General features: G+C 38.0%; 25 protein-coding genes. 16 read left to right on the top strand and 9 right to left on the bottom strand.

The genetic code is table 11. The features are described from left to right. Positions 1-161: 161 nt before the first annotated feature. Positions 162-515 carry a four helix bundle protein gene (locus IPM92_10785; protein ID MBK9108826.1) on the top strand — a complete coding sequence of 118 codons (354 nt, stop codon included), beginning with the start codon at positions 162-164 and terminating at the stop codon, positions 513-515. A 95-nt stretch (positions 516-610) separates the two neighbouring features. On the opposite strand, the gene IPM92_10780 is transcribed toward IPM92_10785, so the two are convergent. Next, on the bottom strand, positions 611-1,399 hold the full coding sequence (locus IPM92_10780; GenBank protein ID MBK9108825.1) for a TIGR00266 family protein: 789 nt from the start codon (positions 1,397-1,399) through the stop codon (positions 611-613). Positions 1,400-1,547: 148 nt separating this feature from the next. Between IPM92_10780 and IPM92_10775 the strand changes: the two genes are divergently transcribed. Together IPM92_10775 and IPM92_10770 are read left to right on the top strand one after the other, a co-directional pair. Then, positions 1,548-1,790 carry a type II toxin-antitoxin system HicB family antitoxin gene (locus IPM92_10775; GenBank protein MBK9108824.1) on the top strand — a complete coding sequence of 81 codons (243 nt, stop codon included), beginning with the start codon at positions 1,548-1,550 and terminating at the stop codon, positions 1,788-1,790. Positions 1,791-1,834: 44 nt separating this feature from the next. Continuing rightward, positions 1,835-2,017, top strand: coding sequence for a type II toxin-antitoxin system HicA family toxin (locus IPM92_10770; protein ID MBK9108823.1), 183 nt, complete (start codon positions 1,835-1,837; stop codon positions 2,015-2,017). A gap of 9 nt (positions 2,018-2,026) precedes the next feature. Here the strand turns inward: IPM92_10770 and IPM92_10765 are convergent, their stop codons facing one another. The 6 genes from IPM92_10765 to IPM92_10740 form a co-directional block, all read right to left on the bottom strand. After that, positions 2,027-3,016: a cytochrome C gene (locus IPM92_10765; GenBank protein ID MBK9108822.1), complete on the bottom strand. Its 990-nt coding sequence runs from the start codon at positions 3,014-3,016 to the stop codon at positions 2,027-2,029. 477 nt (positions 3,017-3,493) lie between these two features. Then, complete coding sequence (locus tag IPM92_10760) at positions 3,494-4,960, bottom strand: DASS family sodium-coupled anion symporter (protein MBK9108821.1); 1,467 nt, start codon at positions 4,958-4,960, stop codon at positions 3,494-3,496. A gap of 24 nt (positions 4,961-4,984) precedes the next feature. Then, on the bottom strand, positions 4,985-5,713 hold the full coding sequence (locus IPM92_10755) for a TerC family protein (GenBank protein MBK9108820.1): 729 nt from the start codon (positions 5,711-5,713) through the stop codon (positions 4,985-4,987). Between the two features lie 119 nt (positions 5,714-5,832). Continuing rightward, positions 5,833-7,035, bottom strand: a complete 1,203-nt coding sequence (locus IPM92_10750) for a DUF1501 domain-containing protein (protein MBK9108819.1) — start codon at positions 7,033-7,035, stop codon at positions 5,833-5,835. Beyond that, on the bottom strand, positions 7,032-7,427 hold the full coding sequence (locus IPM92_10745) for a hypothetical protein (GenBank protein MBK9108818.1): 396 nt from the start codon (positions 7,425-7,427) through the stop codon (positions 7,032-7,034). Before IPM92_10745 ends, IPM92_10750 begins: the two co-directional genes overlap by 4 nt. Positions 7,428-7,460: 33 nt before the next feature. Then, positions 7,461-9,206 (bottom strand): DUF1800 family protein, encoded by a 1,746-nt coding sequence (locus tag IPM92_10740; GenBank protein ID MBK9108817.1) that lies wholly within the window; start codon positions 9,204-9,206, stop codon positions 7,461-7,463. Between the two features lie 150 nt (positions 9,207-9,356). Between IPM92_10740 and IPM92_10735 the strand changes: the two genes are divergently transcribed. The 9 genes from IPM92_10735 to IPM92_10695 all read left to right on the top strand — a co-directional run bounded on the left by IPM92_10735 (position 9,357) and on the right by IPM92_10695 (position 19,685). Then, positions 9,357-10,679: a methionine adenosyltransferase gene (locus tag IPM92_10735; GenBank protein ID MBK9108816.1), complete on the top strand. Its 1,323-nt coding sequence runs from the start codon at positions 9,357-9,359 to the stop codon at positions 10,677-10,679. Between the two features lie 295 nt (positions 10,680-10,974). After that, entirely contained in the window at positions 10,975-11,892 is a 918-nt protein-coding gene (locus IPM92_10730) for a DUF3667 domain-containing protein (protein ID MBK9108815.1), read from the top strand. A gap of 98 nt (positions 11,893-11,990) precedes the next feature. Further along, on the top strand, positions 11,991-12,410 hold the full coding sequence (mce, locus tag IPM92_10725) for a methylmalonyl-CoA epimerase (GenBank protein MBK9108814.1): 420 nt from the start codon (positions 11,991-11,993) through the stop codon (positions 12,408-12,410). After that, positions 12,397-13,173, top strand: coding sequence for a sulfite exporter TauE/SafE family protein (locus IPM92_10720; GenBank protein MBK9108813.1), 777 nt, complete (start codon positions 12,397-12,399; stop codon positions 13,171-13,173). The genes mce and IPM92_10720 overlap by 14 nt, the downstream gene beginning before the upstream one ends. After that, a complete protein-coding gene (locus tag IPM92_10715) occupies positions 13,170-16,316 on the top strand; it encodes an ATP-dependent helicase (protein ID MBK9108812.1) in 3,147 nt (1,048 codons plus the stop codon). Before IPM92_10720 ends, IPM92_10715 begins: the two co-directional genes overlap by 4 nt. Positions 16,317-16,643: 327 nt before the next feature. Then, on the top strand, positions 16,644-17,066 hold the full coding sequence (locus IPM92_10710) for a RidA family protein (GenBank protein ID MBK9108811.1): 423 nt from the start codon (positions 16,644-16,646) through the stop codon (positions 17,064-17,066). Continuing rightward, complete coding sequence (locus tag IPM92_10705) at positions 17,063-18,163, top strand: hypothetical protein (GenBank protein MBK9108810.1); 1,101 nt, start codon at positions 17,063-17,065, stop codon at positions 18,161-18,163. Before IPM92_10710 ends, IPM92_10705 begins: the two co-directional genes overlap by 4 nt. Positions 18,164-18,172: 9 nt before the next feature. After that, positions 18,173-19,168 (top strand): amidohydrolase, encoded by a 996-nt coding sequence (locus IPM92_10700; GenBank protein ID MBK9108809.1) that lies wholly within the window; start codon positions 18,173-18,175, stop codon positions 19,166-19,168. Positions 19,169-19,268: 100 nt separating this feature from the next. After that, positions 19,269-19,685, top strand: coding sequence for a hypothetical protein (locus tag IPM92_10695; GenBank protein ID MBK9108808.1), 417 nt, complete (start codon positions 19,269-19,271; stop codon positions 19,683-19,685). A gap of 235 nt (positions 19,686-19,920) precedes the next feature. On the opposite strand, the gene IPM92_10690 is transcribed toward IPM92_10695, so the two are convergent. Next, complete coding sequence (locus tag IPM92_10690; GenBank protein MBK9108807.1) at positions 19,921-20,817, bottom strand: hypothetical protein; 897 nt, start codon at positions 20,815-20,817, stop codon at positions 19,921-19,923. A gap of 107 nt (positions 20,818-20,924) precedes the next feature. Here IPM92_10690 and IPM92_10685 point away from each other — a divergent pair, with 107 nt between their 5' ends. From IPM92_10685 to IPM92_10675, 3 genes are all read left to right on the top strand, one after another. Further along, positions 20,925-21,743, top strand: coding sequence for a helix-turn-helix transcriptional regulator (locus IPM92_10685; GenBank protein MBK9108806.1), 819 nt, complete (start codon positions 20,925-20,927; stop codon positions 21,741-21,743). Positions 21,744-21,826: 83 nt separating this feature from the next. Further along, entirely contained in the window at positions 21,827-22,795 is a 969-nt protein-coding gene (locus tag IPM92_10680; GenBank protein ID MBK9108805.1) for a PD40 domain-containing protein, read from the top strand. 164 nt (positions 22,796-22,959) lie between these two features. Next, entirely contained in the window at positions 22,960-23,424 is a 465-nt protein-coding gene (locus IPM92_10675; GenBank protein ID MBK9108804.1) for a GNAT family N-acetyltransferase, read from the top strand. On the opposite strand, the gene IPM92_10670 is transcribed toward IPM92_10675, so the two are convergent. After that, on the bottom strand, positions 23,393-24,784 hold the full coding sequence (locus IPM92_10670; protein ID MBK9108803.1) for a phosphoglucomutase/phosphomannomutase family protein: 1,392 nt from the start codon (positions 24,782-24,784) through the stop codon (positions 23,393-23,395). The two genes, IPM92_10675 and IPM92_10670, sit on opposite strands and share 32 nt — an antisense overlap. Positions 24,785-24,872: 88 nt before the next feature. On the opposite strand from IPM92_10670, the gene IPM92_10665 reads away from it, so the two are divergent. Beyond that, complete coding sequence (locus IPM92_10665) at positions 24,873-25,526, top strand: protein-L-isoaspartate(D-aspartate) O-methyltransferase (GenBank protein ID MBK9108802.1); 654 nt, start codon at positions 24,873-24,875, stop codon at positions 25,524-25,526. The last annotated feature ends 97 nt before the right edge of the window (positions 25,527-25,623 follow it).

Raw genomic sequence — 25,623 nt, 5'->3', positions numbered from 1 at the left:
TTTAAGAAGGAAATTTTAAATAAAGATTCATGCAAGGTAAAATTATACTTAAGTCTATACCCTTGGTCCCTGTAATAATTTATTGAATGGCCATGATAATTTATTGGGTAAAATCATTAGAAATATAAAGCTACTTACCTTTATTTCAAAATTAAAATACTATGAGAAATTACATGAATTTAAATGCTTTTAAATTACTCGATGACTTAGTATTGGAGGTTTATTCCATCACAAAATTTTTTCCAAAAGAAGAACAATATGGATTGAGCTTGCAATTGAGGAGGGCTCTTATTTCTGCAACTTCAAATATCGTCGAAGGAAGTTATAGGGATAGTCAAAAAGAGTATTATAGATTTTTAGAAATTGCATTTTCTTCTTTTAAAGAAGCTCAATACCAATTATTACTTGCAGAACGCTTAGGTTATCTGAAAACATCACAGTTAACTAGCTGTAAAGCAAATTTTGTAATTAAAGAAAAAGTTTTTGCAGGATTGCTTCGTTCAATGAAATCTTGAACATTTAAAGTTGAACGAGGATCAATCATTTTTAATTTCTTTCTTATACCGAATCAGCCAAGCAGTCAAATAGACAAGCAGTCAATTCCTCCCCATCAACTATCCCCATCTAAAATATTGCCTAATCCACCCAGGATGCTTCCTTCTTCTCGTCTGCGGGTGCCACCATATTGCATGATTCGCGCAGCCAATCGGCTAATGGGAAGGGATTGTACCCAAACCTTGCCGGGTCCACGGAGGACAGCATAGAAAAGACCTTCTCCTCCGAAGACCATATTCTTTACACCCCGTATGAATTCTATGTCAAAATCTACTCTTGAAGTATAAGCGACTACACATCCAGTGTCGATTCGTAAAGTTTCGCCAACTCCCAATTCTATTTCCTTTACAAAACCACCTGCATGTACAAAAGCCATGCCGTCGCCTTCCAGTTTTTGCATAATAAATCCTTCACCTCCGAAAATTCCCGTACCCAATTTTCTCTGCAACTCTATTCCAACCGAAACACCCATGGCAGCGCATAGAAATGCATCTTTTTGAGCAATGATTTTGTTTTCCAATTTACTAAGGTCCAATGGAATGATTTTCCCGGCAAATGGTGAAGCAAAACTAACTCTTGCCTTACCAACACCTTGATTGGTATAAGTTGTCATAAAAAGACTCTCTCCTGTAAGCAGCCTTTTTCCTGCTGAGAACAATTTTCCCATGAAACCGGCATCCTGTTGGGTTCCGTCACCAAAAATGGTTGCCATACTAATTCCATCTTCCATCATCATAAAGGCCCCAGCCTCTGCAATGGCTGTTTCACCCGGATCCAATTCAACTTCCACGTATTGCATTTCTTCGCCAAAAATGCGGTAGTCGATTTCGTGATTGCTGCGCATGTGTATTTTATTTTTTACAAAGGTAAAATGTAAATTCGGATTCAGCTATTCAAATTTTCCTAAATCGATATGATCAAATAAGTATTGGTAATTATTAAACCCGATAGTTTGCCTAATAAAGTTAATATTTGTAAATAAAATAATGAAGATGGTTTCTCAATCTGATGAAATTTTATTTACAGCTCATATTAAATTTGATAAAGCATCAGAAATGTATTATGGTTACTTACCCAACTTACCAGCTGCTCAAACTTTTGCTTTAAACCTGGATGAACTTTATAAAAATTTAAATGAAGTATTAAACCTATGTCTTGAAGAATTAAGTGCGGAAGAAATTTCAAATGCTCAATCACATTTTATTGGAACAGCTTTATTGCGTGTTAAAAAATGAGTCGCTTAAAGCTCGTTAAACCCCACCAACTATAAAAATGCCTAATCCATTTCGGTTTTCAGAAACTCAGAACCAAAGGAAGCTATTCATTTTATAAAAATGCTGATGGGAGGTTCACAACAGTTCCATTCCACTCAAATACAATGCTTCCTCGCCCACTCATCAGATCCATTTTGAGACAAATTAATATTGAAATGGATGAATATATTTCCTTTTTTAAATCTTAGTACGCTTTTCTACATCACTTTCTCCCCCGGTTCATAAACAACTTGATTTATTTTCTTTTTTACCGGTTCCAGTGATTGCAAATACCGGTATATAGCTTTGAGTTCCAGTGTGTCCATTCTTGTAAATGCTCCCCAGGGCATTGGACTACCCTTATGGACTCTTCCTTTTTTAAATCTCGCAATAAAAGCTTCTTCGGTCCATTGCGACATGATACTGGTCTCCAGATCTGGTGTAATATTTGGAGATACATAGGTTTTTCCTTCTGTAAACACATCAGGTGGAAAAACGGTACCTCCTGCAAATGGCTTACCTACGAATGCTCCCGTTTTAAGATCTCTTTCGGTATGGCAGCCATTACAATTCGCCACAGAATTGGCCAAATATTTACCGTAATCAATTGTAGTATCAATTTTTACTGACTTGGGCGGGTTTCCTTTGGTACCTTCGGGTTTGATCACACCAAATGCCATGAGTGCTTTTCCCAAAAAACTCAAAGATGTCGCTGGAACAGCGTGATTTACAGGTTCTTGAGATCTTAAATACGAAAGGATGGCGATTAAATCTTCATCGCTCAACTCAGCAAAGGGCATAAATGGAAAAATGCAATTGCCATCTTTACCTACCATATGCCGCATGACTCTTGCAATTTCTTCATCAGAAAAATTTCCTATTCCGGTTTCTTTATCCGGGCTAATGTTTGGTGCCCTAAAAGTACCAGGGGGAATTGTAAGCTGCCAGCCTCCGCTCAACGGAATCATCTCACCATTCTCAACATCTTCAATTTTATTCATGGGCACGTGGCAAGTGCCACAATGTGCAGGCCCATAAGCCAAATGTTTCCCGCGGGCAATAACCGCACTATCAGTACTGGCCTTTAGCTCCGGGTATGGGGCTTCAAATTTTTTATTCCAGGATAATTGGACATAAATGAAAATGATCGCAATAATGGCTATGATCAAAAAGACCAGCCATTTTAAAATCTTTATGAGCAGTTTCATAAACTTGGTTTTGTTTGTTGCTAACAAAATTATTAAATTTTATACTTGTTAAAAACACTTTATACAATTAATAATTTGCCCTCCTTGCAGCTTATTAAGCATTCATTGGCAATGCTAATGGGTGTTGACTGCCAATAGCTATATACTTTAGTTAAATTCCTATTTTTTAAAGTTTTATCTATAAATAACTTACGTATATGATATTATCTCCTTTAAGCCCTAACCCATCCCTGTAATTCTTTTTCAACAGCTGTAGTAGGCGCCATAAAGCAACTTAGCTTTACAGGGCTTTTGCCATGGTAAAGAAATATTACTGTGGTGATGAGGGGTGCTTTTGAACGGGGTACCCCTTTTTTTTGGAAGAATGCGTAAAGCTATTAAGCCGGAAGCCTAAAGCTTAATCCCTCTTTAGCTTAAGTTTTTCATCTACTTTCTTTCCAAATTCCATAACTTATATATCTTATTTGAGCTTTGAGCTTACAAAATCAGTGAGATTATAAAATAACTCATCAGGCTTACGATCAGAATGCTCCATACATTTACTACCATACCGGCTCGCAACATCGTACGCAAAGGGATCTCTCCACTGGCAAATACGATCGCATTTGGCGGAGTTCCCATCGGCAACATTCCTGCACAGCTTGCCCCTAAAGTCATTGGTATCCCCAAAATTAAAGGATCCAATCCCAATGAAATTGCAACAGTAGTAACGATTGGTGCCATCACTAAAACCTGTGCAATATTGCTCATGACCTCACTCAAAAAAACAGAGACCGTTGTAACCAAAAGTATAAGGAGCAACATATGATCCGGCGCAACTGAAGAGATAAAAACACCAATTCGTTTCATAATACCCACTGTTTCCATACTTTTCGCCAGGGCTAATCCACCACCGAACATAAGTAATATTCCCCAGGACATTTTAGAAGTATCCCTCCACTCCAATAAACTAACATTTGTTTGTTTTTCGTTTCCAGTTCCATTTTCATCAGATGGGATTATAAATAACAATATTGCAGCGAATATCGCAATACCTGTATCGTTTAAATTCCATTGAAAATAATGAATGAAGAGATCTTTGGTAACCCATAAAATTGCCGTGAAACAAAAAACAAAAAATACTCTCTTTTGAGCTTGAGTCCAAACTCCAAGAGTTCTCAGCTGATGTTGAATATATGCACTTGCATCAGAGTCCGTTTGAAAATTTATCCTAAACAGAATTCTCGTAAATGAAAAATACAATGCAAGGAGAATGAGAACTGCAATTGGAAAACATATCATGAACCAATCCAAAAAAGATATAGATTTATTGAGATCCGCGTTTATGAACCCAACATATGCAGTATTGGGAGGTGTTCCAACAATGGTTGACAAACCCCCTATATTGGAAGCGTAAGCAATGCTCAACAAGACAGCAATTTGCAATTTTTGAAAATCCTGCCTATCCGACTGTTCCTTTAAGACTTGAATTACCGACAGTGCAATCGGATACATCATCAAAGTCGTTGCGGTATTTGAGATCCACATACTGATTACAAATGTTGACAACATAAAACCCAGAATGATGCGGTTTCCCTGGGTGCCTGTTTTCAACAATATATTCAAAGCAATTCTTTTATGCAAATTACATTTTTCGATAGCGAGTGCTAAAAAAAAGCCGCCCATGAACAGAAAGATGATAGGGTCAGCATAATTTGTTGCTGTTTTTTGCAAGGATTCTATTTCTAAAAGCGGGAATAAAACCAAAGGAAACAAAGCCACAACTGGCATGGGTAAGATCTCGAAAACCCAAAAGGAGATCATCAATATAGCGCAACAACTGAGTCTAAGCGCAGATTCCTCCAGCTCAAATGGATTGATAAAATAATTGAAGCAGATCCCTAAAACAAGGATTGTAAAAGTGGCGTATTCATTTTTCCACTTTCGTTTTTTTAATTCCATCATCTATATAAAGAACCCAAATCAGTTCTACTTCTTTTTTACTGCGCCTCTGAGTCCGGCTCTGATATTGATCGCTTCTACCCCAATTGAAAATGCCATAGCAAAATAAATATAGGCTTTTGGAAAATGAAAATGCAATCCTTCCGCAACAAGAGCAGTACCTATCATGATCAAAAATGACAAAGCCAATACTTTTACTGCAGGATGTTTGTTGACGAAATTTGCAATAGATCCCGAAAGTAAAAGCATCACAAAAACAGAAACCACTACCGCTGCAATCATGATGTATAAATTACTTACCATTCCAACAGCAGTTATAACAGAATCCAATGAGAATACGATATCAATAAGTATGATCTGAAAAATAATGCTGTTGAAACTGATTTTAGCCGGAACATGGGCATCTTCTTCCTGTGTGCTGGACTCTTCAACTTTGTGATGAATTTCTTTAACGCTTTTAAATATTAAAAATAAACCGCCGAAGAAAAGGATCAAATCGCGACCGGATAAGTCAAATGACCATAAGGATATTAATGGCGTGGTGAGTTTCATAATAAGACTCAATGAGAATAACAGTGCTATTCTTGCAAAGAGTGCAAGGAATAAACCTATTTTTCTACCCCTTTCACGTTGCTCTTCGGGTAGTTTGTTGGTCAATATAGAAATAAAAATGATGTTATCAATACCCAGTACAATTTCCAGTGCCACCAGTGTAAAAAAACCTATTAGCAGATCCGGATTTAAAAATGCATCCATATGATTAATTGAAATTTGATGCAAGTAACAAAAAAACTGTTATATCTGAATCGATCTTAAAACAAAAAACCCCGGAAAAAGGCTTCCAGGGTTCTTTGTGTTATCGAAATCTAAAAATCTTATCCGCGAACTTTCATCATATTTTTCACTTGCTGGATAGGGCCATTTTGCAATCTGACATAATAAATTCCTGCCGGAGCTTCTTCAAGATTACATTCAATATCATATTTGCCGGCTTGCATATCTCCGTCGACCAAAGTTTTAATGACAGATCCTTCATTGTTTATAATTTGAATCATAGTGTGGCCACCAAATGTTTCAAATTTGATCTTCGTGCGATCTACAAATGGATTAGGATATGCATACACCAAATTTTCTCCAAGTTTAGTATTGTTTTCATGGACTGATGTTGGAATACAATTACCTGGATCGAGGATTGGAAGTTTTTGATAATTGCGAAGTAATACCGTTTCTAAATCAGGATCTGGTACGCAGAACCAATCTCCTAATATGGAGGCATATACCGAGCGAAAATCATACTGCATAGGCAGATTAGAGTTAGCTTTTGAATTAGGATCAATGATAGGATTAGAACCTAAAACTCCGGGGATTACTTTAGCTCCAAATACAAACATGGGCTGAGCCGCACCATGATCTGTTCCGCCTGATGCATTTGAAATGATTCTTCTGCCAAATTCAGAAAATGTCATCCCTAAAACCCGATTCTCTAGACCCAATAATTTGGCATCATCCATAAATGCTCCAATAGCATCAGAAAGTCCTTTTAAGAGATTTGCGTGGTTTCCAGTGGATTTGTCGGCGCTATTAGCTTGATTCGAGTGCGTATCGTAACCGCCTGTACTCAACCAGAAAATCCGGGTTTTAATGCCCCCTGAAATCAACTTGGCAACAATCCCCAGTTGTTGTCCTAAAGTATATCCAAGTTCGTTATTCTTAGGATACATTTGAGAAAGGTTAGAGCCTTTATCCGCCGCACCCTTCACAGAATCTCCAAATTTATCGGTCTGGCGTTGCACTTCGCGAACATAGGCCAGTTCTTTACCCATATAATTATTGGGTGCCGGGTCAGCAAACAAACTACCCGTTAGATTCAGGGGATCATTTGTGTTACTTATAGATATCGCCATTGGAACCCCCTGGTTCTGCAATCCAATGACCACATTGCCTCCAATTCGTATACCCAATGGATCCGGCATATCTGTATTTGGAAATCCTACCGGATAATTCGGATATTCGTATGCAAGGTACCTTCCAGCCCAGCCGGAATAAAGAAATTCCGTAGAATCTGAACCTGTCATCATGATGTCTGTTGCCCGAAAGTGTGAATAACTGAATCGGGGTAACCTACACTTTGGATTACAGCCAATTTGCCTTGGTTGTATAAATCATACATGCGATTCATGGCTGGATGCAGTGCTGTTGCGTCATTTGTGCCGCCCAGTTTCAGCAGTTTATTTTCAGGAATGAGGATTCTTTCACGGATGGAGGGCAATGCAAGTGCAGCGTATTGGTCTACAGGTATCACCGTATTTAATCCATCATTACCACCACTCAATTGAATGATGATCAGAACGCGGTCTGTATCATAAAGTGATTGATGTAGTGCCGAGAGCAAAGGACTGGAGGCATGGGCAGTAACAGTTATGCCTCCTACGGTCACAGGAACAGATTGTAAAAACGATCTTCTTTTCATATATGATGATTTAAAGGAGATTAAAAATTAAAATTAACAAAGATGAAATTCAGCAGATGACATGAGATAAAGAAAGAGATCCTGTAACATCGTCGGTACTCTTCTTGCTTCTGGATCTGTCGTACTTGGATTGGCCAGGTAAACTTCCCAGGCATCTGTCCAATAATAATCAGTGGTCTGACCTAACAACAGGTAATTTGTTTTCAACTGGTCTTTTACGCTTTGCGACACCGGAGCTCCCAGCATCAGTTCGACTGCTTCTAATATCAATGCATTTGGATCTGAAGGGTTTTCAAATCGTTTTACAAAATCTACCCAATTGTATTTGACTGTGTATCCATACGAAGGGCTGCTTGCACCACCGTAAGTATTGTTTTTATTTAAAGTAAAACTACTGCGTGCAAAAGTTTCATAACCCGATTTTCGTCCGGGATACGTTGAAGTATCTATCCACATCTCATAATAGGATGGGGCTTGGTAATAAGCAGGCCAACCAGCAACATTTGGGGGGTCGTTTAAATCCTGCCCAGCATTTACATTAAATGTATGAATCCGATTCCACATATAATACTGAGCTTCCAATTGCGTGCTGTTTGGAAAAGGGTATTGAAGTGTACGTATGATCCCTACATGAAAATCGATAGTGCTTTTGATCATACAAGATCTGTGTTCAACTTTAAAGAAATAATCTGAACCTAAAAGCTCCTTAACTACATAATGCATTTGATCCGGATCATTGATATATTGTCTGAAAATTTCGGCCAAAGGCTCAATCACTTCTGTTTCTATTTCAGGAGTGATTTCATAATATACAAAGAAATTCCACAATCTTCTGCAGATGTACTTTGATACTTCCTCTGTAGCAAAAATCATTTCAATCAAATCATCTAATTCCTTGAAAGCCCTTGCCATTTCTACACTTTCAAAAGTGCCTTTATCTGTGATACTTGCATCATTAATGATCACTTTGTTGCCGTAGAAAGCAGAAAACTGTTTGGGATTTATGTCGTGATTATTTTTATTAAAGCCTTTCGTTGGAAGTACATTCAGATTATTGACTCTGGTAACCAAGGTCCAACCTGTAAGCACTCTTGCAGCAGCTTTTACATCATCTTCAGTATAGCCGGAACCCGGGCCTTTTCCTACTGTAAATAATTCCTGAAGTTCTCTACCATAATTCTCATCGGGAGCTGTTTTCGTATTGACATTGCCATTGAGATAACGCAACATACCCGGATCCAAACTTATATCCTTAAGGAGCTGCTTGTAATTTCCAAAAGCATATTTTCTATAAAGATTCTGGGTCATAAAAGCAGAATTAGCCGATTCAATGACACTATCTTCTATAACCAATACCGTCTGGTAAAACTGAATCATTTTTTCATAAATGGTCCGGTCCTGATGGATCATCAATCCAGTCCACCAGTTCTTCAGACCTAGCCGCCTGTTGTTATTGGGATTGCCGACTAGATTTGGAGGGATAGGTTTATCTACCCAAGTTTGTCCCCATTCAACAGCGTATTTAAAATTGCCTGAACCAACCGGGTCTTCGTATTTTTCAAGAGTATCCAGACTTGGATCCACATTGTTATAATAGGCCCTGACCGGAGGATCCGGGATGCTTGGCGTTTTTGGCACCAGCTGGTCAACAGCTTCCGCCAAACTTTTATTTTTAAAAAAATCGAGATCCCCGTGATTTACACCAAACAAAGATCTTCGAAGCAGATGAAGGAGTTCCGGCTTTCCAAAAGCTCCGGAATAAGGTTTCAGTTTTCCCATACACTAAGGTTTTATAAGGTAAAATTAAGAGTAATTAACAATTTATTTATGAAATTACGTGACTTTAGCCAATTCGGTTGCTTGCGTATTCTATTTTATAAAGTCTGCATCATTTATCTTTGCCCTTTAATTTTACTAAAACTCATTAGAATGCCATATTTATTTACATCGGAATCTGTTTCAGAAGGACATCCTGATAAAATTGCTGATCAGATATCTGACGCCCTTATAGAGCACTTCCTTGCATACGACAAAGAATCAAAAGTGGCTTGTGAAACACTCGTTACCACAGGTCAGGTTGTTTTAGCCGGAGAAGTCAAGTCTAAAGCTTATCTCGATGTTCAGGAAATAGCACGCGAGGTGATTCGAAAAATTGGATATACGCGTTCTGAATACATGTTTGAGGCTAATAGTTGCGGTGTTTTCTCAGCCATCCATGAACAATCGGCTGATATTAACCGTGGTGTTGATCGCAAAGCCAAAAAGCAAAATTTTGAAGCCAGGGCAAATGCGCAAGGTGCCGGTGACCAGGGAATGATGTTTGGCTATGCCACCCACGAAACGGACTCTTATATGCCATTGCCCCTGATGTTATCACATTTGTTGCTGCAGGAGTTGGCACAAATCAGACACGAGGGTAAGATCATGAATTATCTAAGACCTGATGCAAAAAGTCAGGTGACCATTGAATACAGCGACGATCATAAACCACTACGGATAGATGCAATCGTCATTTCCACTCAGCATGATGATTTTGTGAAGCCAGGCAAAGGCGCAGGTGCACAGGAACTGGCAGATACAAAAATGTTGAATCAAATCCGGGAGGATGTAATCCATATATTAATTCCCAGAGTGAAACGGAAACTCAATGCGAACTTGCGCAAACTTTTTAAATCAGATTTAACCTATCACATAAATCCAACCGGCAAATTCGTAATCGGTGGTCCACACGGAGACACCGGACTTACCGGGCGAAAAATCATTGTAGATACCTATGGTGGAAAAGGTGCGCATGGAGGAGGTGCTTTCAGTGGTAAAGATCCTTCGAAGGTCGATCGATCAGCAGCATATGCTACCCGGCACATTGCTAAAAACATGGTTGCAGCCGGATTGTGCGATGAAGTTCTGGTCCAAGTTTCCTACGCTATTGGTGTAGCTAAACCCTGTGGACTTTTTGTCAATACCTTCGGAACGAGTAAAGTTAAAATTAAAGACGGCCAGCTTGCCAAGAGAATTGAAAAATTGTTTGACATGCGTCCGTTCGCAATCGAACAACGCCTTAAACTCAGAAATCCCATTTATTCAGAAACTGCTGCATATGGGCATATGGGAAGAGAACCGAAAACTGTTTTAAAGACCTTTAATGCCGGTAAACCAAATGAAAAAACGGTAAAAGTGGATCTCTTTACCTGGGAAAAACTGGATTTCGTACGCAAAATCCGCCAAGAGTTTGGTCTCAACGGGAAATCTTAATCCAGCCATAATTTTTAACTAATTTTACTCTTCTGTTTTGGCAATTCACAAAACAGTAGTAAATTATTTCGGTAATTTTATTGCCTTTTCTATAAATTGCCTATTGAAAATTCATAGATGTATCTATGCGCATAAAACAAATCTCCACATCAAAAACCAAACCTAAGCCATCATTATCATTAGATCAAATCATAAACATCGAAACATAACAAAAATTGCAAGGTAAATTACGAGCTTCATAGAAAATCATAGTATTCAAAGCCCAATAAAGTAAATCACATTCTATTAAAGTGCCATGGCAAGAATCCGAGTAAAACAAATATTTTGTTCAAACTGCCAATATTTATTTGATCAGGGTGAAAACTTTTGCCCCAACTGCGGACAAGAGAATCACCATCCTAATCAACCTATCAGGCATTACATCGCTGAACTTATTGAAACATTGCTCCATCTGGATTCAAAATTCTTCTTAACCCTAAAAGCGCTATTAACCAAACCTGGTCTGGCGACAAAAGAATACAATCAAAACAAACGGGCGCGATTTATGCCCCCGATTCGACTTTATGTTTTTATAAGTTTTATTTTCTTTTTATTGATTCAAATTGATACGAGTAATAACAAAACTTTTGTAGAAGCTGAAGTGATGGAATCAGAAGAACCTGGTCTAACCACAACCGATTCTTTTGGAAACCAGTATCTACCTTCAAATATCCCGTCTGATACTCAAAATTTCAGTATGAATGTAGGTTTATTAAAATTGAATCTCGATAAAAATGATCTGTCCAAACTTGTCAATGCAAGCCCGGAAGAAATAGATTCACTCATCCTTGTAAATAAACAGGAACCCAATTATTTAACACGAACTGCAACCAGGCAAATGATTAAAGCTTTTAATGCAGATCCTGACTTTAAGAAAAACTTAAAAAGTAATATTATTAAAAACACTTCTATAGCCATGTTTTTTTTAATGCCTCTATTTGGGTTCATATTGTACTTATTACATATCCGGCAAAAGAAAAATTATTATGAATTTTTAATTTTTTCTATTCACTATCATATTGTTGCCTTTTTCGCATTCAGCATTTTATTTCTTTTTGAAAAAATTTGGACAGTAACGGAAGGTTTATATTTCCTGACCATATTAGGGCTTTATGCATATTTATGGATTGCCTTAAAAATAACTATAATCAATCCTGGAAAAAATCATATTTAAAATCATTTCTAGGAGGTGTCATATATCAAATTATTCTTTTGTTTACGATGATCATTGTGATCGTTATTGGTTGGTGGTTTTCTTAAATTCAACAGAACATGATCAATTTTATTGAACATATTGGAATCGCAGTAAAAAGCATTGAAGAAGCGAATCTTATTTACGAACGTTTGTTAGGCAAAGCACCTTATAAACAAGAATGGGTTGAATCTGAACAAGTCAAAACTTCATTCTTTAAGCAAGGTAATAATAAAATTGAATTACTGGAGGCAGCTTCTCCGGAAAGTGCAATTGCTAAATTTATTGAAAAAAAAGGCGAAGGTATCCACCACATTGCTTTTGACGTGGATAATATCATTGAAGAGATGAATCGATTAAAAGAATTAGGATTTCAACTCATCAACGAAAAACCCAAAAAAGGAGCTGACAACAAATGGGTTTGTTTTATACATCCGAAATCAGCAAACGGAGTCCTCATCGAATTGTGTCAGCAAATCCAGGGTGATGAGTGTTTATGAAATCAGTTTTGCGATTGTTGGTGGTTTTTTAGCGGGTTGTATAAATACCTTATCAGGTAATGGATCAGTTATCACTTTGGGATTTTTAACCGGAGTTATGGGACTACCAGGAAATGTGGCAAATGGAACCAATCGCATAGGTATTATTACACAAGGAACAGCCAGCCTGGAAGCTTTTTTCAGGCACAACAAAATCCCTTTAAAATCGAGCTGGAAACTATTGATCTGGGGTTTTTTTGGAGCCATTATTGGCACTCTTGTAGCGATTAAAATTTCTGCGGATCATTTTATCATTGTATTTAAGTATCTCATGCTTGTGCTCCTGGTCTTTATATTGTTTAACCGCAAGCAGGCACATCACAGTGATTTTCCCGAAATCAAGATTACACCCTGGTTATATATTCCCGTATTCTTTGCTTTTGGATTTTATGGTGGTTTTATTCAAATGGGTATGGGCATTTTTTTATTGGCATTCATGGTATGGTATATGAAGTTTCCCATTATAGAAGCCAATGCTTTAAAAATAATCATGGTGACAGCATATACTGGAATTGCTTTACCCATTTTTCATTTTGCGGGATTGGTAGAATGGAAAATCGGACTTACCATTGCTATTGGGCAAGGGCTCGGTGGTTGGATGACCGCCAATTGGGCCAGTAAATTACCCAATGCTTCTATTTGGGCATACCGATTTTTGGTAGCTATTATGATTTTTACTTTATTAAAACTCTTTGGATTGTTAGATTTCTTATTTGTATCATGAATGAAAAAATAAAAAGCACCGCCGCTTTTGAAAGCGAATATCTAAAGCTAAATTCGGAACAGAAAAAAGCTGTTGATTGTATCGAAGGGCCCTTATTGGTTATTGCCGGACCCGGTACCGGTAAAACACAAATACTTGCCATCCGCATTGGTCACATTCTTTTGAATACAGATGCTGATGCCAAAAACATACTGTGTCTAACATATACTGAATCAGGTGCTGCCAACATGCGAAAACGACTCATTCAATTTATTGGCCCCACCGCATATGAAGTTTCGATTTCCACTTTTCATGCCTTTTGCAATCATGTGATTCGAGAAAACCCCGAAAGTTTTTTTCATTTCAGCGATTATGAAGTGGTATCTGAACTTGAAAAAAGGACTATTTATCAAAAAATATTCAGCAGCCTTGATCGGGAAAATGCACTCTATAGTTACACAGAAAATTACGAATACGAAATCCCGCGCCTCAACTCTCTATTTGAGAAAATTAAAAAAGAAAACTGGGATCCAGATACAATCCTGGAGGATATAGATCATTGGGTTAAAGCACAGCGGGAAAGTGAAATATATATTTATAAAAATAAAGGCAAAAACAACTTACCCGGTGATTTTAAAGAAGCTCAGTTTAAAAAAGAAGTTCTTGTTAAAGCATCGCGTTCGAAAGCTGCAGTGGCGTTTTATAAAATATTTCAGGAAGAATTGGACAAGATACATCGCTATGAATATGAAGACATGATCCAATGGGTCATTCGTCAGTTTGAAAGTGACGATGCTCTTTTGCAAAAATATCAGGAGAAATACCAATATATTTTGGTAGATGAATATCAGGATACCAATGGTGCTCAAAATAAAATTTTATTTCAGCTGTTGAATTATCACGATTTTCCCAATGTTTTTGCAGTAGGTGATGACGATCAGGCCATCTACAGATTCCAGGGAGCGAATGTTCAGAACATGTTTGATTTTGATCATTTATACCGGCCCGAAAAAATCAGATTGGTGTCAAACTACCGATCCTCGCAAATTATTTTGGATACGGCAAATAGTCTGATCTCAAATAACGATGAGCGGCTGGTTACAAAAGAAAACGTTAGCCCGATAAACCTCATTGCCTCCGGAGATTATGCTGGAACATCTGTACGGCCAATCCTAACCAAATATCCGGATCAAAAAACGGAAGTCTTACACATTTGTCAACAGATCAAAACGCTTTTGGATAATGGAGTAGCGCCTGATAAAATCGCCATTCTTTATAGAAAAAATCAAGAGGCAGATCCGTTCATCAAATGGTTTTCGGTCAACAACATTCCACATCAAATCAGCAAACAAGTCAATCTTTTAGATGATTTTTTTCTACAACAGCTCTTACTTTTATTAAAATATTTTGCTGCCCAGGATGCAGACCCATATCAACAGGATCATTTATTGTACAGATTGATGCATGCACCTTTTATTGAGCTCGATGCATCGGATATTGGGAAAATTGCATTCAAACATAAAGATCTCCGATACGCCGGTTATGATGACATGGAAGAAAAAAAGGAAAGAAACTCAGCAGCGGATAATTCTTTACTCAAGCTTCTATCGAATGAAATTTTACTGGCAGAAATAAATGTCCAAAATACAGCTGCATGTCAAAAATTGTACCATCTGCTGACGCAGTTTCAAAAACAATTGGATGATCACACCCCTCAAGTCTTCCTTGAAAAACTTGTCAACGAATTTCAAATTCTAAAATTTATACTCCAACTGGAAGATAAATTTCATTATTTGCAAATTCTCAATTCATTGTTTGAATTCATCAAATCAGAATCAGATAAAAATCCCCGGTTGGGAATCCTTGATTTCGTAAATATTCTCGAAGCATATCAAAATAATAATCTGGTCATACCTTTCAAATCATTTAGTGGATCCGTAAAAGGGCTGATATTATCAACATTACATAGCGCTAAAGGACAAGAGTATGACTATGTGTTTATGATCAATGGGACACAGTCCAATTGGAATAATAGAAATACCTCAAGTTTTAAACTACCCGAGAGCTATGTCAATACGAATGTCAGCAACGATGAAGACTTGCGTCGATTATTTTATGTGGGGATCACCCGTGCCAAATTTGGACTCTATCTCTCTTATGCAACCGCGGGTGACAAATCTGAAATGGTTCCTTGCAGATTTATAGAAGAAATCAAGAGCAGCGGACTTCTGGATGAGCGCGAACATTTGGCAAAAGAACAGGATGTTTTAGAGCAGATGGTGATTGAAATGAGTCCTTTGAAAAAGGAATTTATCATGCTGGAACAAAATCATTTTGAAAAATTTATAGAAACTTTTCGTCTGAGTCCAACCGCACTTAATAAATATCTCGAATGCCCGGTCGCATTTTATTACGAAAAAGTTTTAAGGATTCCGGGTGCCCGAACACCATCGCTGGGATTTGGAAATGCCGTACATTATGCATTGGAACTTTTCATGAAAGGAAAATGCTTAAAGTTTCCAAAACCAGGAGAGAAACTGCTCAACTATTTTAAAAGGGGGATGCTGAAATTTCATTCGCATTTTACACAGCGGGAATATGAAAATTACCTTTCTGAAGGTGAACGCGTGTTAGTGCCCTTTCTGAATCATTTTCAAGGAGAGTGGCTCGAAGCAGAAGATGATAAAGTTGAATTAAAAATCAATACCGAATTCAGCGAAGTACCTATCTCTGGTAAACTGGACCGAATCGATATCATGAAACAAGGAGTGCGAGTTGTCGATTACAAAACGGGAAAACCCGATTTAAGTAAAATTAAAGCTCCATCAGACAAATTAAAATATGGAAGCAATTACTGGCAACAAATGGTGTTTTATGCAGTCCTACTTAAACATTATGGGCCTTTCAAAAACGCAAATGTTACCTCAAGCTTTTACTTTGTAAATCCAAGTAAAGACGATAAGTTTGAAAAATCCGAAATGGAACCCGGTGAGTTTGTTCCGTTTCTTGAAGAGCTTATCGTTGATTGCTATTCCAAAATCAAGGAAAAACAATTTACCCCGGGTTGTGGGAAAGAGACCTGTGAATGGTGCAGGTATATCGACTCGGGTGCAAATGTGAGCTTAGTGGAAGAAGCAGTCGAAATGAGTGATAATGATATATAAATATATAATACTATATATAATATTGTATTACAATCATTTATATTTGTAATTCGATTAATTAATCTCTTGATTCCCATTTAAATTCTGGCTTCATATTAAATAAAATTCTGGCTTGTGAGCATATCTTCAAATTGCGCAAAACCCAAAAGAACGAACTCCTTCAGATTTATTTCAACTCCCTGAATGTTAATAGAATATTTCATCTTACTTCTTTTCGTCTTTGTTGGTTAAGTTTTACATACAGCCAATAAAAATCAGTTTTTCATCATTTTATTTTAAGCTATGAATGCAGGTATCGGTTCTTTTACAATTCCATATCTTTACCACATGCTAGAAAACAAATCTTCCCGTCTTGTAGAAGGCAAAGCTAAACCCCGGGGTAAATTTCCACATATCAAAAGAGCCGGAGATTTTTTATTTGTATCGGGGACCAGCAGCAGAAAACCCGACAACAGTTTTGAAGGGGTTGAAGTTGATGAAATGGGAACCACACAGCTCGATATCAGATTACAAACCAAAGCGGTTATTGAAAATATCAAAGAAATTCTTCAATCGGCAAATGCAGATCTTTCTGATATTGTGGAGATTACTACTTTTCTCGTTTCCATGAATGACTTTAAAGGCTACAACGAAATATATAATTCCTTTTTTGATTTCGATGGTCCTACGAGAACGACTGTAGCCGTGCATCAATTACCACATCCGCATTTATTAATAGAAATCAAAGCCATAGCTTACAAACCCTTATGAGTCAGGATAAAAAATACACCTCAATACATTACAGCAGTTACCTTGGATTAGAGAAAATCCTAGACGCCCAGCATCCACGAAGTGCACAACTTGGGAAAGAAGCGCATGAAGAAATGTTGTTCATCATCATCCACCAGGTTTATGAATTGTGGTTCAGGCAAATTTTACATGAAGTAGATTCGGTGATGAAGATGTTTGCATCTGATAAAGTTGATGAAAAAAATATAGACGTTGCGGTATCGAGGTTGGAACGCGTGAATGAAATACTCAAATTGTTAATTCAGCAAATCAAAGTTCTGGAAACGATGACTCCCTTGGATTTTCTGGATTTCAGAGGCTATTTATTTCCTGCATCCGGTTTTCAGAGTTTTCAGTTTCGAAAACTCGAAGTCATGTTGGGCTTAAAAATAGAAAAACGGATCAGTTATACACCACATGCTTATTACAAGGAATTCAGCGAAGAGCAACAAACAGAAATACAAAAACACGAAACAGCATCCAGTTTGTTTGATCTTATTGAGGCCTGGCTTGAAAGAACTCCATTTTTACAAATGGATGAATTCGATTTTAAGAGCAAATACATGCAGGCCGTGAATAACATGCTCCAACGCGAACGAGATGCCATACAATCCAGTGATTATTTATCTGAACATGAAAAAGCCATGCGCCTCAAAATGAATGGTGATACGGATAATTATTTCGCCAATATTTTCAATCCCGATTTTCATGCACAACAGATCGCCGAAGGTAAAATGCGTATATCTTTCAAAGCAGCCATGGCCGCTTTATTGATACATCTTTACGGCAGTGAACCCTTATTGCAATTGCCCTGCAGACTGCTCAACACGATTACAGAAATGGATGAGTTATTGACCAACTGGAGATACAGACATGCACAAATGGTCATGCGAATGCTCGGCCGCAAATCAGGAACAGGAGGTTCTTCCGGACATGAATATTTAATGGATACTGTAAAAAAGCATCAAATTTTTATTGACTTTCACAATATTTCAACATTGCTGATACCTCGTTCAGAATTGCCCGAGCTTCCGCAAAGTATGAAAAAAATGCTGGGCTTTTATTTTAATCAGCAGTAAAGAAAAGGAATGAAAAAAATTGACATTCATACGCATATAATTCCGGAGACACTTCCTAAGTGGGCAGATAAATTTGGCTATGGAGGATTCATAAATCTGGAACAGCATTCCAACTGCAGTGCTAAAATGATGATCGACGGAAAATTCTTCCGCGAGATTCAAAATAATTGCTGGGATCCCGCTACGAGAATTTCAGAATGCGATCAACAAGGTATCCACATTCAAGTGTTAAGTACAATTCCCGTATTATTTTCGTATTGGGCACAAGCTAAAGACGGATTGGATGTAGCTCGTTATTTAAACGATCATCTTGCACATGTAATCCATTTGTATCCGGATCGCTTTATAGGATTGGGAACATTGCCCATGCAGGATCCGCAATTGGCTATTGCTGAAATGCAGCGTTGTATGAATACGCTGGGTTTGGCAGGTTTTGAAATTGGTTCGCATATTAATTCATGGAATCTCGATGCCAAAGAATTATTCGACTTCTATGCAGAAGCCGAAGCCTTGGGAGCAGCCTTATTTATACATCCCTGGGATATGATGGGCAAAGAAAAAATGAATAAATACTGGTTGCCTTGGTTGGTAGGCATGCCTGCTGAAACTTCATTGGCTGTATGCAGTATGATCTTCGGAGGGGTTTTTGAAAAATTTCCGGATCTGCGCGTTGCATTTGCACATGGTGGTGGTTCTTTTCCCGGAACGTATGGAAGAATCAAACATGGTTATGATGTCAGACCAGATCTTGTAGCTGTAGATAATCCCCATCATCCAGATAAATATTTAGGCAAATTTTGGGTGGATTCACTGGTACATGATGAAGACATGTTGGATAAACTGATTTCGCTTTTTGGAATTGATAAAGTGGCATTAGGTAGTGACTATCCGTTTCCCTTAGGAGAATTGGAACCGGGAAAATTGATAGCGCATTCTGCATACGATGAAGATGAAAAGAGTTGGTTGAATTATAGATCGGCAGAATCCTGGTTGGGGATATTGTAAAGGAAAACAATGGACTTTTTTGTTTCCCGCAGATCGCGCAGATAAAGCGCAGAGAGAATACTTTTATATTAAATGAATTCTTTTTAAATAATTAAAAAATATGAACAGACGAGTTTATTTTTTTCTGGCCGCTTTCTTCTGTATCGCTGCCATTGTGGTTTATAAAATGTATAATAAACCGCATGCAGATCTCACAGAAACCAAAGCAGATTTTAGCATGACTGCTGCTGCCTTATTGGAAGAATTTGAAACCAATGAAGAAACCGCACAATCAAAATACCTGAATAAAATCATCGCCGTGAATGGCACCATAACGGAAATTCAACAGGTAGAAAACAAGACCATCTGGATACTCGATACGGGGAATCCATTAAGCACTATTCAATGTGAAATGGATCCTCGATTTCTGGAAAAATCTAAAAATGCTGCTGTTGTAGGAAATGCCGTAACCGTTCAGGGCCTCTGCTCTGGAAAACTCATGGATATTGTGATGAGTCAGGTGGTTTGGAAGGAATAGGCTTGTGGGAGGAGGTCTTTGAGTCTGCTTGACTGCTTGACTGCTTGGAGGAATAGTCTGTTAGTCTGTTAGTCTGTTAGTCTGTTAGTCTGTTAGTCTGTTAGTCTGTTAGTCTGTTAGTCTGTTAGTCTGTTAGTCTGTTAGTCTGTTAGTCTGTTAGAAAAAAACACGCCCTAACGAATGTTAGTTCAAATAAATACGTATTTTTTCAAATTATTTTTCAGAACTTTACTTGTTAAATAATATTGCTTTGAGCTTTGAGCTTTGAGCTTTGAGCTTTGGGGTGGAGATTTATCATGATCCGTTTCCACTGGCAGGGGGTAAGTGCATTTTGATTCGCATTGTAACCCATCATGTTGTTGCTGTTGGCCAGCCAGTTATTGCATAAGCCATAATTGGGTCCGCCGCAATCATTGTAACAGGGACCACTATAACATTCCGCTGTCGGGTCCAGGTCCACTCCCGCACATTCGTTGTCGCATGCAAAGGAATGACATAATCCAAAAATATGCCCGACCTCATGATTTAACAAAGACGCAAAGGACCACCAACCAAATTTTCCTTTGAACTTTACATTTTGATAAGCGCCGTAAAGGATGAGTGAATTGCAAAAATTCAAACCGCAGGCACTGCCGTTGAGCAATCGTTTGCCATCATCCTGAATGACAATATTTAAGACCTTGTCACCGTATGGGAAAATTGCAGGGGCGCGCTGATCCCAAAACCAGATTCCACCAAAGCTATCCGTAATATGCCCGGGTTCTGAATAGATATGATAATTGTAATGTGCATCTCCCCTCATATTCTGCTTTGAAATCGGACTCTCCCCTAAAGAATCCAAAACCCAGTTTGCGTGATTGATCAATAAACCTGCCCAGTGCAATCCGTTTGATATTTCCGAATCTTCAGGAGACCCTCTATAAAATGTTGCCCATTCTGGATGTTTTACAAAATGTATATTGATGTTGACTTTAAAATGATCGATGTTTGCGGTATCCAGATTCTGAATCCACTTCAAGTATTGTAATGAATCCATCAAAGGATTTTCAATGCTTTCTGCGACAGTTTCTTTCTGCAGTCTGGTTTTTGTTCCACAATTGGGCAAGATAAAAAGCAGCAATACGTAAATCAAGTATATTGATATAAGTCGTATCTGTGTTTTAATTTGCATATGAATGAATGCAAAGTTCGAAACTTTATGGATCCTTTCCTCCCTATTGATTTTATATATTTGCACTAATGATCTTAAAAATACATAAGCCTGCAGCACCGCTGGATTTATTTATCGATCATTTTCTCTATTACAAAGATTATATACCGGATCATCAATTGGATCGCTTTTTTCCGGACGGAAATACCTATCTCGTAATTGACCTCACTGAAACACCGAAGTCCATTTACGACAATGTAAGTTTAAAAGAAATCCAATCCTGCAAAAGAATCTGGTTTTCAGGAATAAGAAATCAGTCCATTACGATTCCTTCCGGACTTGAACAGGAGATGATTGTTGTCAATTTTCATAAAGGAAAATCTTATCCATTTATAAAAGCTCCGTTGCATGCGTTTACAAATTTAACGGTAGATGCTGAACTGGCACTAAACTCCGAAATTCAAAGCTTGCGAGACCTGTTGTTAGCATGTGTGGATGCTGAACAAATGTTTGCGAAAATGGAAAGCCATTTTTTAAATTACCATATTCATCCTTTGGTCCAAAATCCATTTATAGACTATTCAATTCAATGTATCACCCAATCCCCTGAACCATTTACCATTGAAAAACTAACTCAAAAGGTAGGATTTTCGCACCGCCATTTCATCAAGATCTTTATGGAGCATGTTGGAATGAGTCCTAAACAATACATGAAAATCATCCGCTTTCAGAAAGCCATTCATTTTGCGGAAGAAGACCCGCTCAAAACCTGGTCTGAAATTGCGATGCAATGCGGTTATTACGATCTAGCTCATTTTCATCATGAGTTTAAGTTATTCTCGGGATTTAGTCCGAAACAATATCGAAAACTTCACAGCGATTTTACGAATTACGTTGCAGTTGGCTGAGGTCAATTTTTTACAAATCCATTTCGCTGTTCCTGTATTTCTTTGCAAAAAAAAAAAGCTGCATTTAACCAAATTTAAAAAATATGAAATTTTTTAATCTTTTAAGCATCGCATTTTTGTTCTGTTTGACCTCTTTGCCGTGTATGACGCAATCAATATCAAATAAAGAAAATCCCTATCTGATAGCCTACAACATTCGTACTTTGGATACGACCGCCGATGACTGGGAAATTATGATCATGAACATGGATGGCGGCGATAAAAAAAACCTCACTCAACACAAAGATGTTGCATGGACCTATTATGCCTTTGACAATCGTTTGTTCTTTATAAGCGACCGCGACAGTGCTTACCGGAATTATTATTTATATGAAATGAATCCGGATGGTGCCCATGTTCGCAAAATCAGCAATCTGCGACTCGAAGACAGCTGGATGGGGAGTCGAAACAATGGCGATGAAATGATTGTTACCGGACGCATTGGAAAAGACATCAGACATCAGTTGTTTTTAATCAACACACAAACGGGAACATTTACACAATTGACAAAAGACACTGCTGCATATTTCAGAGACCCACTGTTCTCAAATGATGGAAAGTACATTGTATATACTTACAAGAAAAACAAAAGAGACCGCAATGAAACTGAAGAGCTTTACATTATGAATTCGGATGGAAGTCATGTCCGAAAACTTACCGAGTATCCAAAAGATAATATTTCATTCAAAGACTATGGATACAAAGCCGGTGCAGCCCGTTGGCATCCCACTGAAAACTTCATTAGCTATATTTCTAAACAAGATGGCAAGCATGGTATTTTTGGAGTTACACCTGATGGAAGCAAGCGATGGAAGGTTTTGGAGAGCGATCATGCCGATGGTTGGCATGACTGGAGTCCGGATGGACAATGGCTGGCCTTTAACCGATCTGATCCGGAAGAAAAACAGTTCCATATCATGCTTATGAACTGGAAAACCAAAGAATTGAAACAGCTTACAGACAATAGTCTAAAAATACAAATGGCACCGGTGTTCTTAACTAAGATAGACTAAGATTTGAGGATTTATAGGATTGGCAGGATGAGGAATATTATTGAGTTAAGAAATTTTTATGCTTGAGATTTTAGATAATCATTTTCCCTTCTATCATGAGAAGACTCTCAAGTTTTAATCAGAATTTCCATTAAAATGAAATATCTCATTATTTTCGCCCTGTCTTGGAAATCATTGTAAAACATTTCAATCAACTTAAACTCGATGAGCTTTATGGTATCATACAGCTGCGACTTGAAGTATTTGTATTAGAACAAAATTGCCCTTATCAGGATTTGGATGGAAAAGATCCCCATTGTTACCATGTAATCGGGAAACAGGGAGAACAGATCGTAGCCGGGAGCAGATTAGTTCCGCCGGGCATTTCTTATGATGGCTACAGTTCTATAGGCCGTGTGGTCAGCCACAAAAATTTCAGAAGGACCGGTGCGGGAAAATTAATCATGAAACAAAGCCTTGCATATAGTGAAAGTTTTTTTCCAGACACAGCCGTTAAAATTTCGGCACAATCTTATTTGATTCCGTTTTATGAATCATTTGGTTTTGAATGTATGGGAGAAGAATATTTAGAGGATAATATTCCGCATACAGCCATGATTAGACCTTCAGGACTGCCCTTGCCTGATTGAGTAAATTCAAAACTTCCTGTTTATTTTCGGCCTGCGCATAAATTCGCAATACCGGTTCTGTGCCTGAAGTTCGAATCAGCAACCAGCGATCATTTTGAAAATGATATTTATAACCATCCAGATTTTCTTCTATAAGTACTTTTTGGTTTCCCCATTCTGAAATTCCATTATGGAGCGACTCCTTCACTAAATTTATTTGATATTCAGAAAGGGAAAGATCCCAGCGATCATAATAAAAGGGACCCACAATTTGATAAACTTCATCAATTAATTCTTCAAGAGTTTTGCCTGTTTCCGCAATATATTGCAGCAAGGTCAATGCGATCCATATACCATCCCGCTCAGGGATATGTCCTTTAATGGCCAACCCGCCAGATTCTTCTCCGCCCACAAGCACTTCCTTTGTGGTCATGTATTCAGCAATATATTTAAAACCAATTTTAGTAATGATGCATTCTAATCCAAAATGGTCTGCCAATTTTTTTAATTTATTGGTCACTGAAAAGCTGACCACAACTGCTCCGGTTTGCTTTTTATAAACAACCAGATAATACAAGAGCAACAACAAAACATGATGGGAGTCCACCATGTTGCCCTTTGAATCGATGAAAGCAAGTCTATCTGCATCACCATCATTGGCTACACCAATAAATTGGCCGGGATGTTTTGCAAGGAATTTCATGATCTCCTGTAAATTGCGCTCGATGGGTTCAGGAGGCAGGTTCTCGAAACCCGGATTGTAATGGCAATGAAATGGAACCATTTCCGGGTATATCTGTTTCATCACATTTTGACCAGCACCATACATAGCATCGTAGGCTAAACTAACATTCGTTCGTATTTTTTGCAAATCAAAATGACTTTGAACATGGTGGATATAAGCGGCTTCTAAATCGATGTATTCGATCAATCCATTTTTCAAACACGATTCAAAATCCATTTCCCTTAATTTGGCCTCTGCAGGTATTAACGCTTCGATTTCCGCTATACCTTTCGGCAAGAGCGGACCACCCAAGGAAGACTTTAATTTATAGCCATTGTAGGAAGCAGGATTGTGACTAGCAGTAATGACAACACCCAAATGAGCCGCATTTTGTAAAACGCCCAAAGAAACCATAGGAGTACTAACAAATCCCCTGGCAATCAAACATTGAATGCCTTCGTTTGCAAAAGTACAAGCAATTTCTTCCAAAAACATTTGACCACCAAATCGACAATCGTGTCCGATGACGACTTTATGAAATCCTCGTTGTTTTAACCATTTACAACTTGCTTCTGCGACGCGGTTTACATTTTCAACGGTGAAGTCCTTGGCGATAATGGCCCTCCACCCGTCTGTTCCAAATCTGATGTTATACATTGTATTCTAATATACCGCAAAGATTTGGCAAAAACGCAACAATTCAAACAAAAAAACATATTAAATAAATATTATATATATTTGTCCCATGCGAAAACTTCAGGATACCTACCGGCACAAAGGATTAAGAAACCAACTGATCGATGAAATTAAAGGAAAAGGTATTACTGACGAGCGAGTTCTGGCAGCATTGGCAAAAGTACCACGTCACTTGTTTTTGGACAAAGCATTTGAAGAATGGGCTTATAAGGATAACGCATTTCCCATAGATTGCGAACAAACGATCTCTCAGCCTTACACGGTAGCCTTCCAAACGGCGCTGTTAAAAGTGGAAGCCAAGGATAAAATTCTGGAAATTGGTTTGGGCAGCGGTTACCAGGCCAGCATTTTATTTGAACTGGGGGCTAAAGTTTATTCCATTGAACGTCACAAACCCTTGTATTTAAAGACCACTCAACTTTTAAGCGAACTGGGGTATAAAGGGATCCGCACATTTTATGGGGACGGCTTCAAAGGTTTGCCCATGTTTGCTCCTTTCGACAAGATCCTCGTTACAGCAGCTGCTCCCATGATCCCAAATGATTTAATCCGTCAACTCAAGAACGGCGGTTGCCTGGTGATTCCATTAAACAAAGGAAGTTTTCAAGAAATGCTAAGGATTACCAAGATTACTGAGACTGAAACCAGGGAAGAGCGATTTGGAGATTTTCGGTTTGTGCCTATGTTGGAAGGAATGGAATAATTTTTAAGATTTCAAACTAATATTTTTACTAGGTATTGTTGAAGTTTTATAATTACTTTATCTTTGAATTCGTTAAACCTCAAAACAATATTTTATG

It is taken from the genome of Saprospiraceae bacterium (genome assembly GCA_016719615.1).
GTDB lineage: Bacteria > Bacteroidota > Bacteroidia > Chitinophagales > Saprospiraceae > Vicinibacter.
Note: the sequence above shows the minus strand (reverse complement) of the source record. Positions and strands in the feature narration are given on the sequence as shown.

Bases quoted from the DNA above. Each gene is read 5' to 3' on its own strand.
- IPM92_10755 (MBK9108820.1), bottom strand. From the start codon at position 5,713: ATGGATGCATTTTTAAATCCGGATCTGCTAATAGGTTTTTTTACACTG.
- IPM92_10685 (MBK9108806.1), top strand. From the start codon at position 20,925: ATGATCTTAAAAATACATAAGCCTGCAGCACCGCTGGATTTATTTATC.
- IPM92_10750 (MBK9108819.1), bottom strand. From the start codon at position 7,035: ATGATGACAGGTTCAGATTCTACGGAATTTCTTTATTCCGGCTGGGCT.
- IPM92_10700 (MBK9108809.1), top strand. From the start codon at position 18,173: ATGAAAAAAATTGACATTCATACGCATATAATTCCGGAGACACTTCCT.
- IPM92_10665 (MBK9108802.1), top strand. From the start codon at position 24,873: ATGCGAAAACTTCAGGATACCTACCGGCACAAAGGATTAAGAAACCAA.
- IPM92_10785 (MBK9108826.1), top strand. From the start codon at position 162: ATGAGAAATTACATGAATTTAAATGCTTTTAAATTACTCGATGACTTA.
- IPM92_10740 (MBK9108817.1), bottom strand. From the start codon at position 9,206: ATGGGAAAACTGAAACCTTATTCCGGAGCTTTTGGAAAGCCGGAACTC.
- IPM92_10695 (MBK9108808.1), top strand. From the start codon at position 19,269: ATGAACAGACGAGTTTATTTTTTTCTGGCCGCTTTCTTCTGTATCGCT.
- IPM92_10730 (MBK9108815.1), top strand. From the start codon at position 10,975: ATGGCAAGAATCCGAGTAAAACAAATATTTTGTTCAAACTGCCAATAT.
- IPM92_10775 (MBK9108824.1), top strand. From the start codon at position 1,548: ATGGTTTCTCAATCTGATGAAATTTTATTTACAGCTCATATTAAATTT.
- IPM92_10705 (MBK9108810.1), top strand. From the start codon at position 17,063: ATGAGTCAGGATAAAAAATACACCTCAATACATTACAGCAGTTACCTT.
- IPM92_10760 (MBK9108821.1), bottom strand. From the start codon at position 4,960: ATGATGGAATTAAAAAAACGAAAGTGGAAAAATGAATACGCCACTTTT.
- IPM92_10735 (MBK9108816.1), top strand. From the start codon at position 9,357: ATGCCATATTTATTTACATCGGAATCTGTTTCAGAAGGACATCCTGAT.
- IPM92_10715 (MBK9108812.1), top strand. From the start codon at position 13,170: ATGAATGAAAAAATAAAAAGCACCGCCGCTTTTGAAAGCGAATATCTA.
- IPM92_10745 (MBK9108818.1), bottom strand. From the start codon at position 7,427: ATGAAAAGAAGATCGTTTTTACAATCTGTTCCTGTGACCGTAGGAGGC.
- IPM92_10720 (MBK9108813.1), top strand. From the start codon at position 12,397: ATGAGTGTTTATGAAATCAGTTTTGCGATTGTTGGTGGTTTTTTAGCG.
- IPM92_10765 (MBK9108822.1), bottom strand. From the start codon at position 3,016: ATGAAACTGCTCATAAAGATTTTAAAATGGCTGGTCTTTTTGATCATA.
- IPM92_10670 (MBK9108803.1), bottom strand. From the start codon at position 24,784: ATGTATAACATCAGATTTGGAACAGACGGGTGGAGGGCCATTATCGCC.
- IPM92_10680 (MBK9108805.1), top strand. From the start codon at position 21,827: ATGAAATTTTTTAATCTTTTAAGCATCGCATTTTTGTTCTGTTTGACC.
- mce (MBK9108814.1), top strand. From the start codon at position 11,991: ATGATCAATTTTATTGAACATATTGGAATCGCAGTAAAAAGCATTGAA.
- IPM92_10780 (MBK9108825.1), bottom strand. From the start codon at position 1,399: ATGCGCAGCAATCACGAAATCGACTACCGCATTTTTGGCGAAGAAATG.
- IPM92_10710 (MBK9108811.1), top strand. From the start codon at position 16,644: ATGCTAGAAAACAAATCTTCCCGTCTTGTAGAAGGCAAAGCTAAACCC.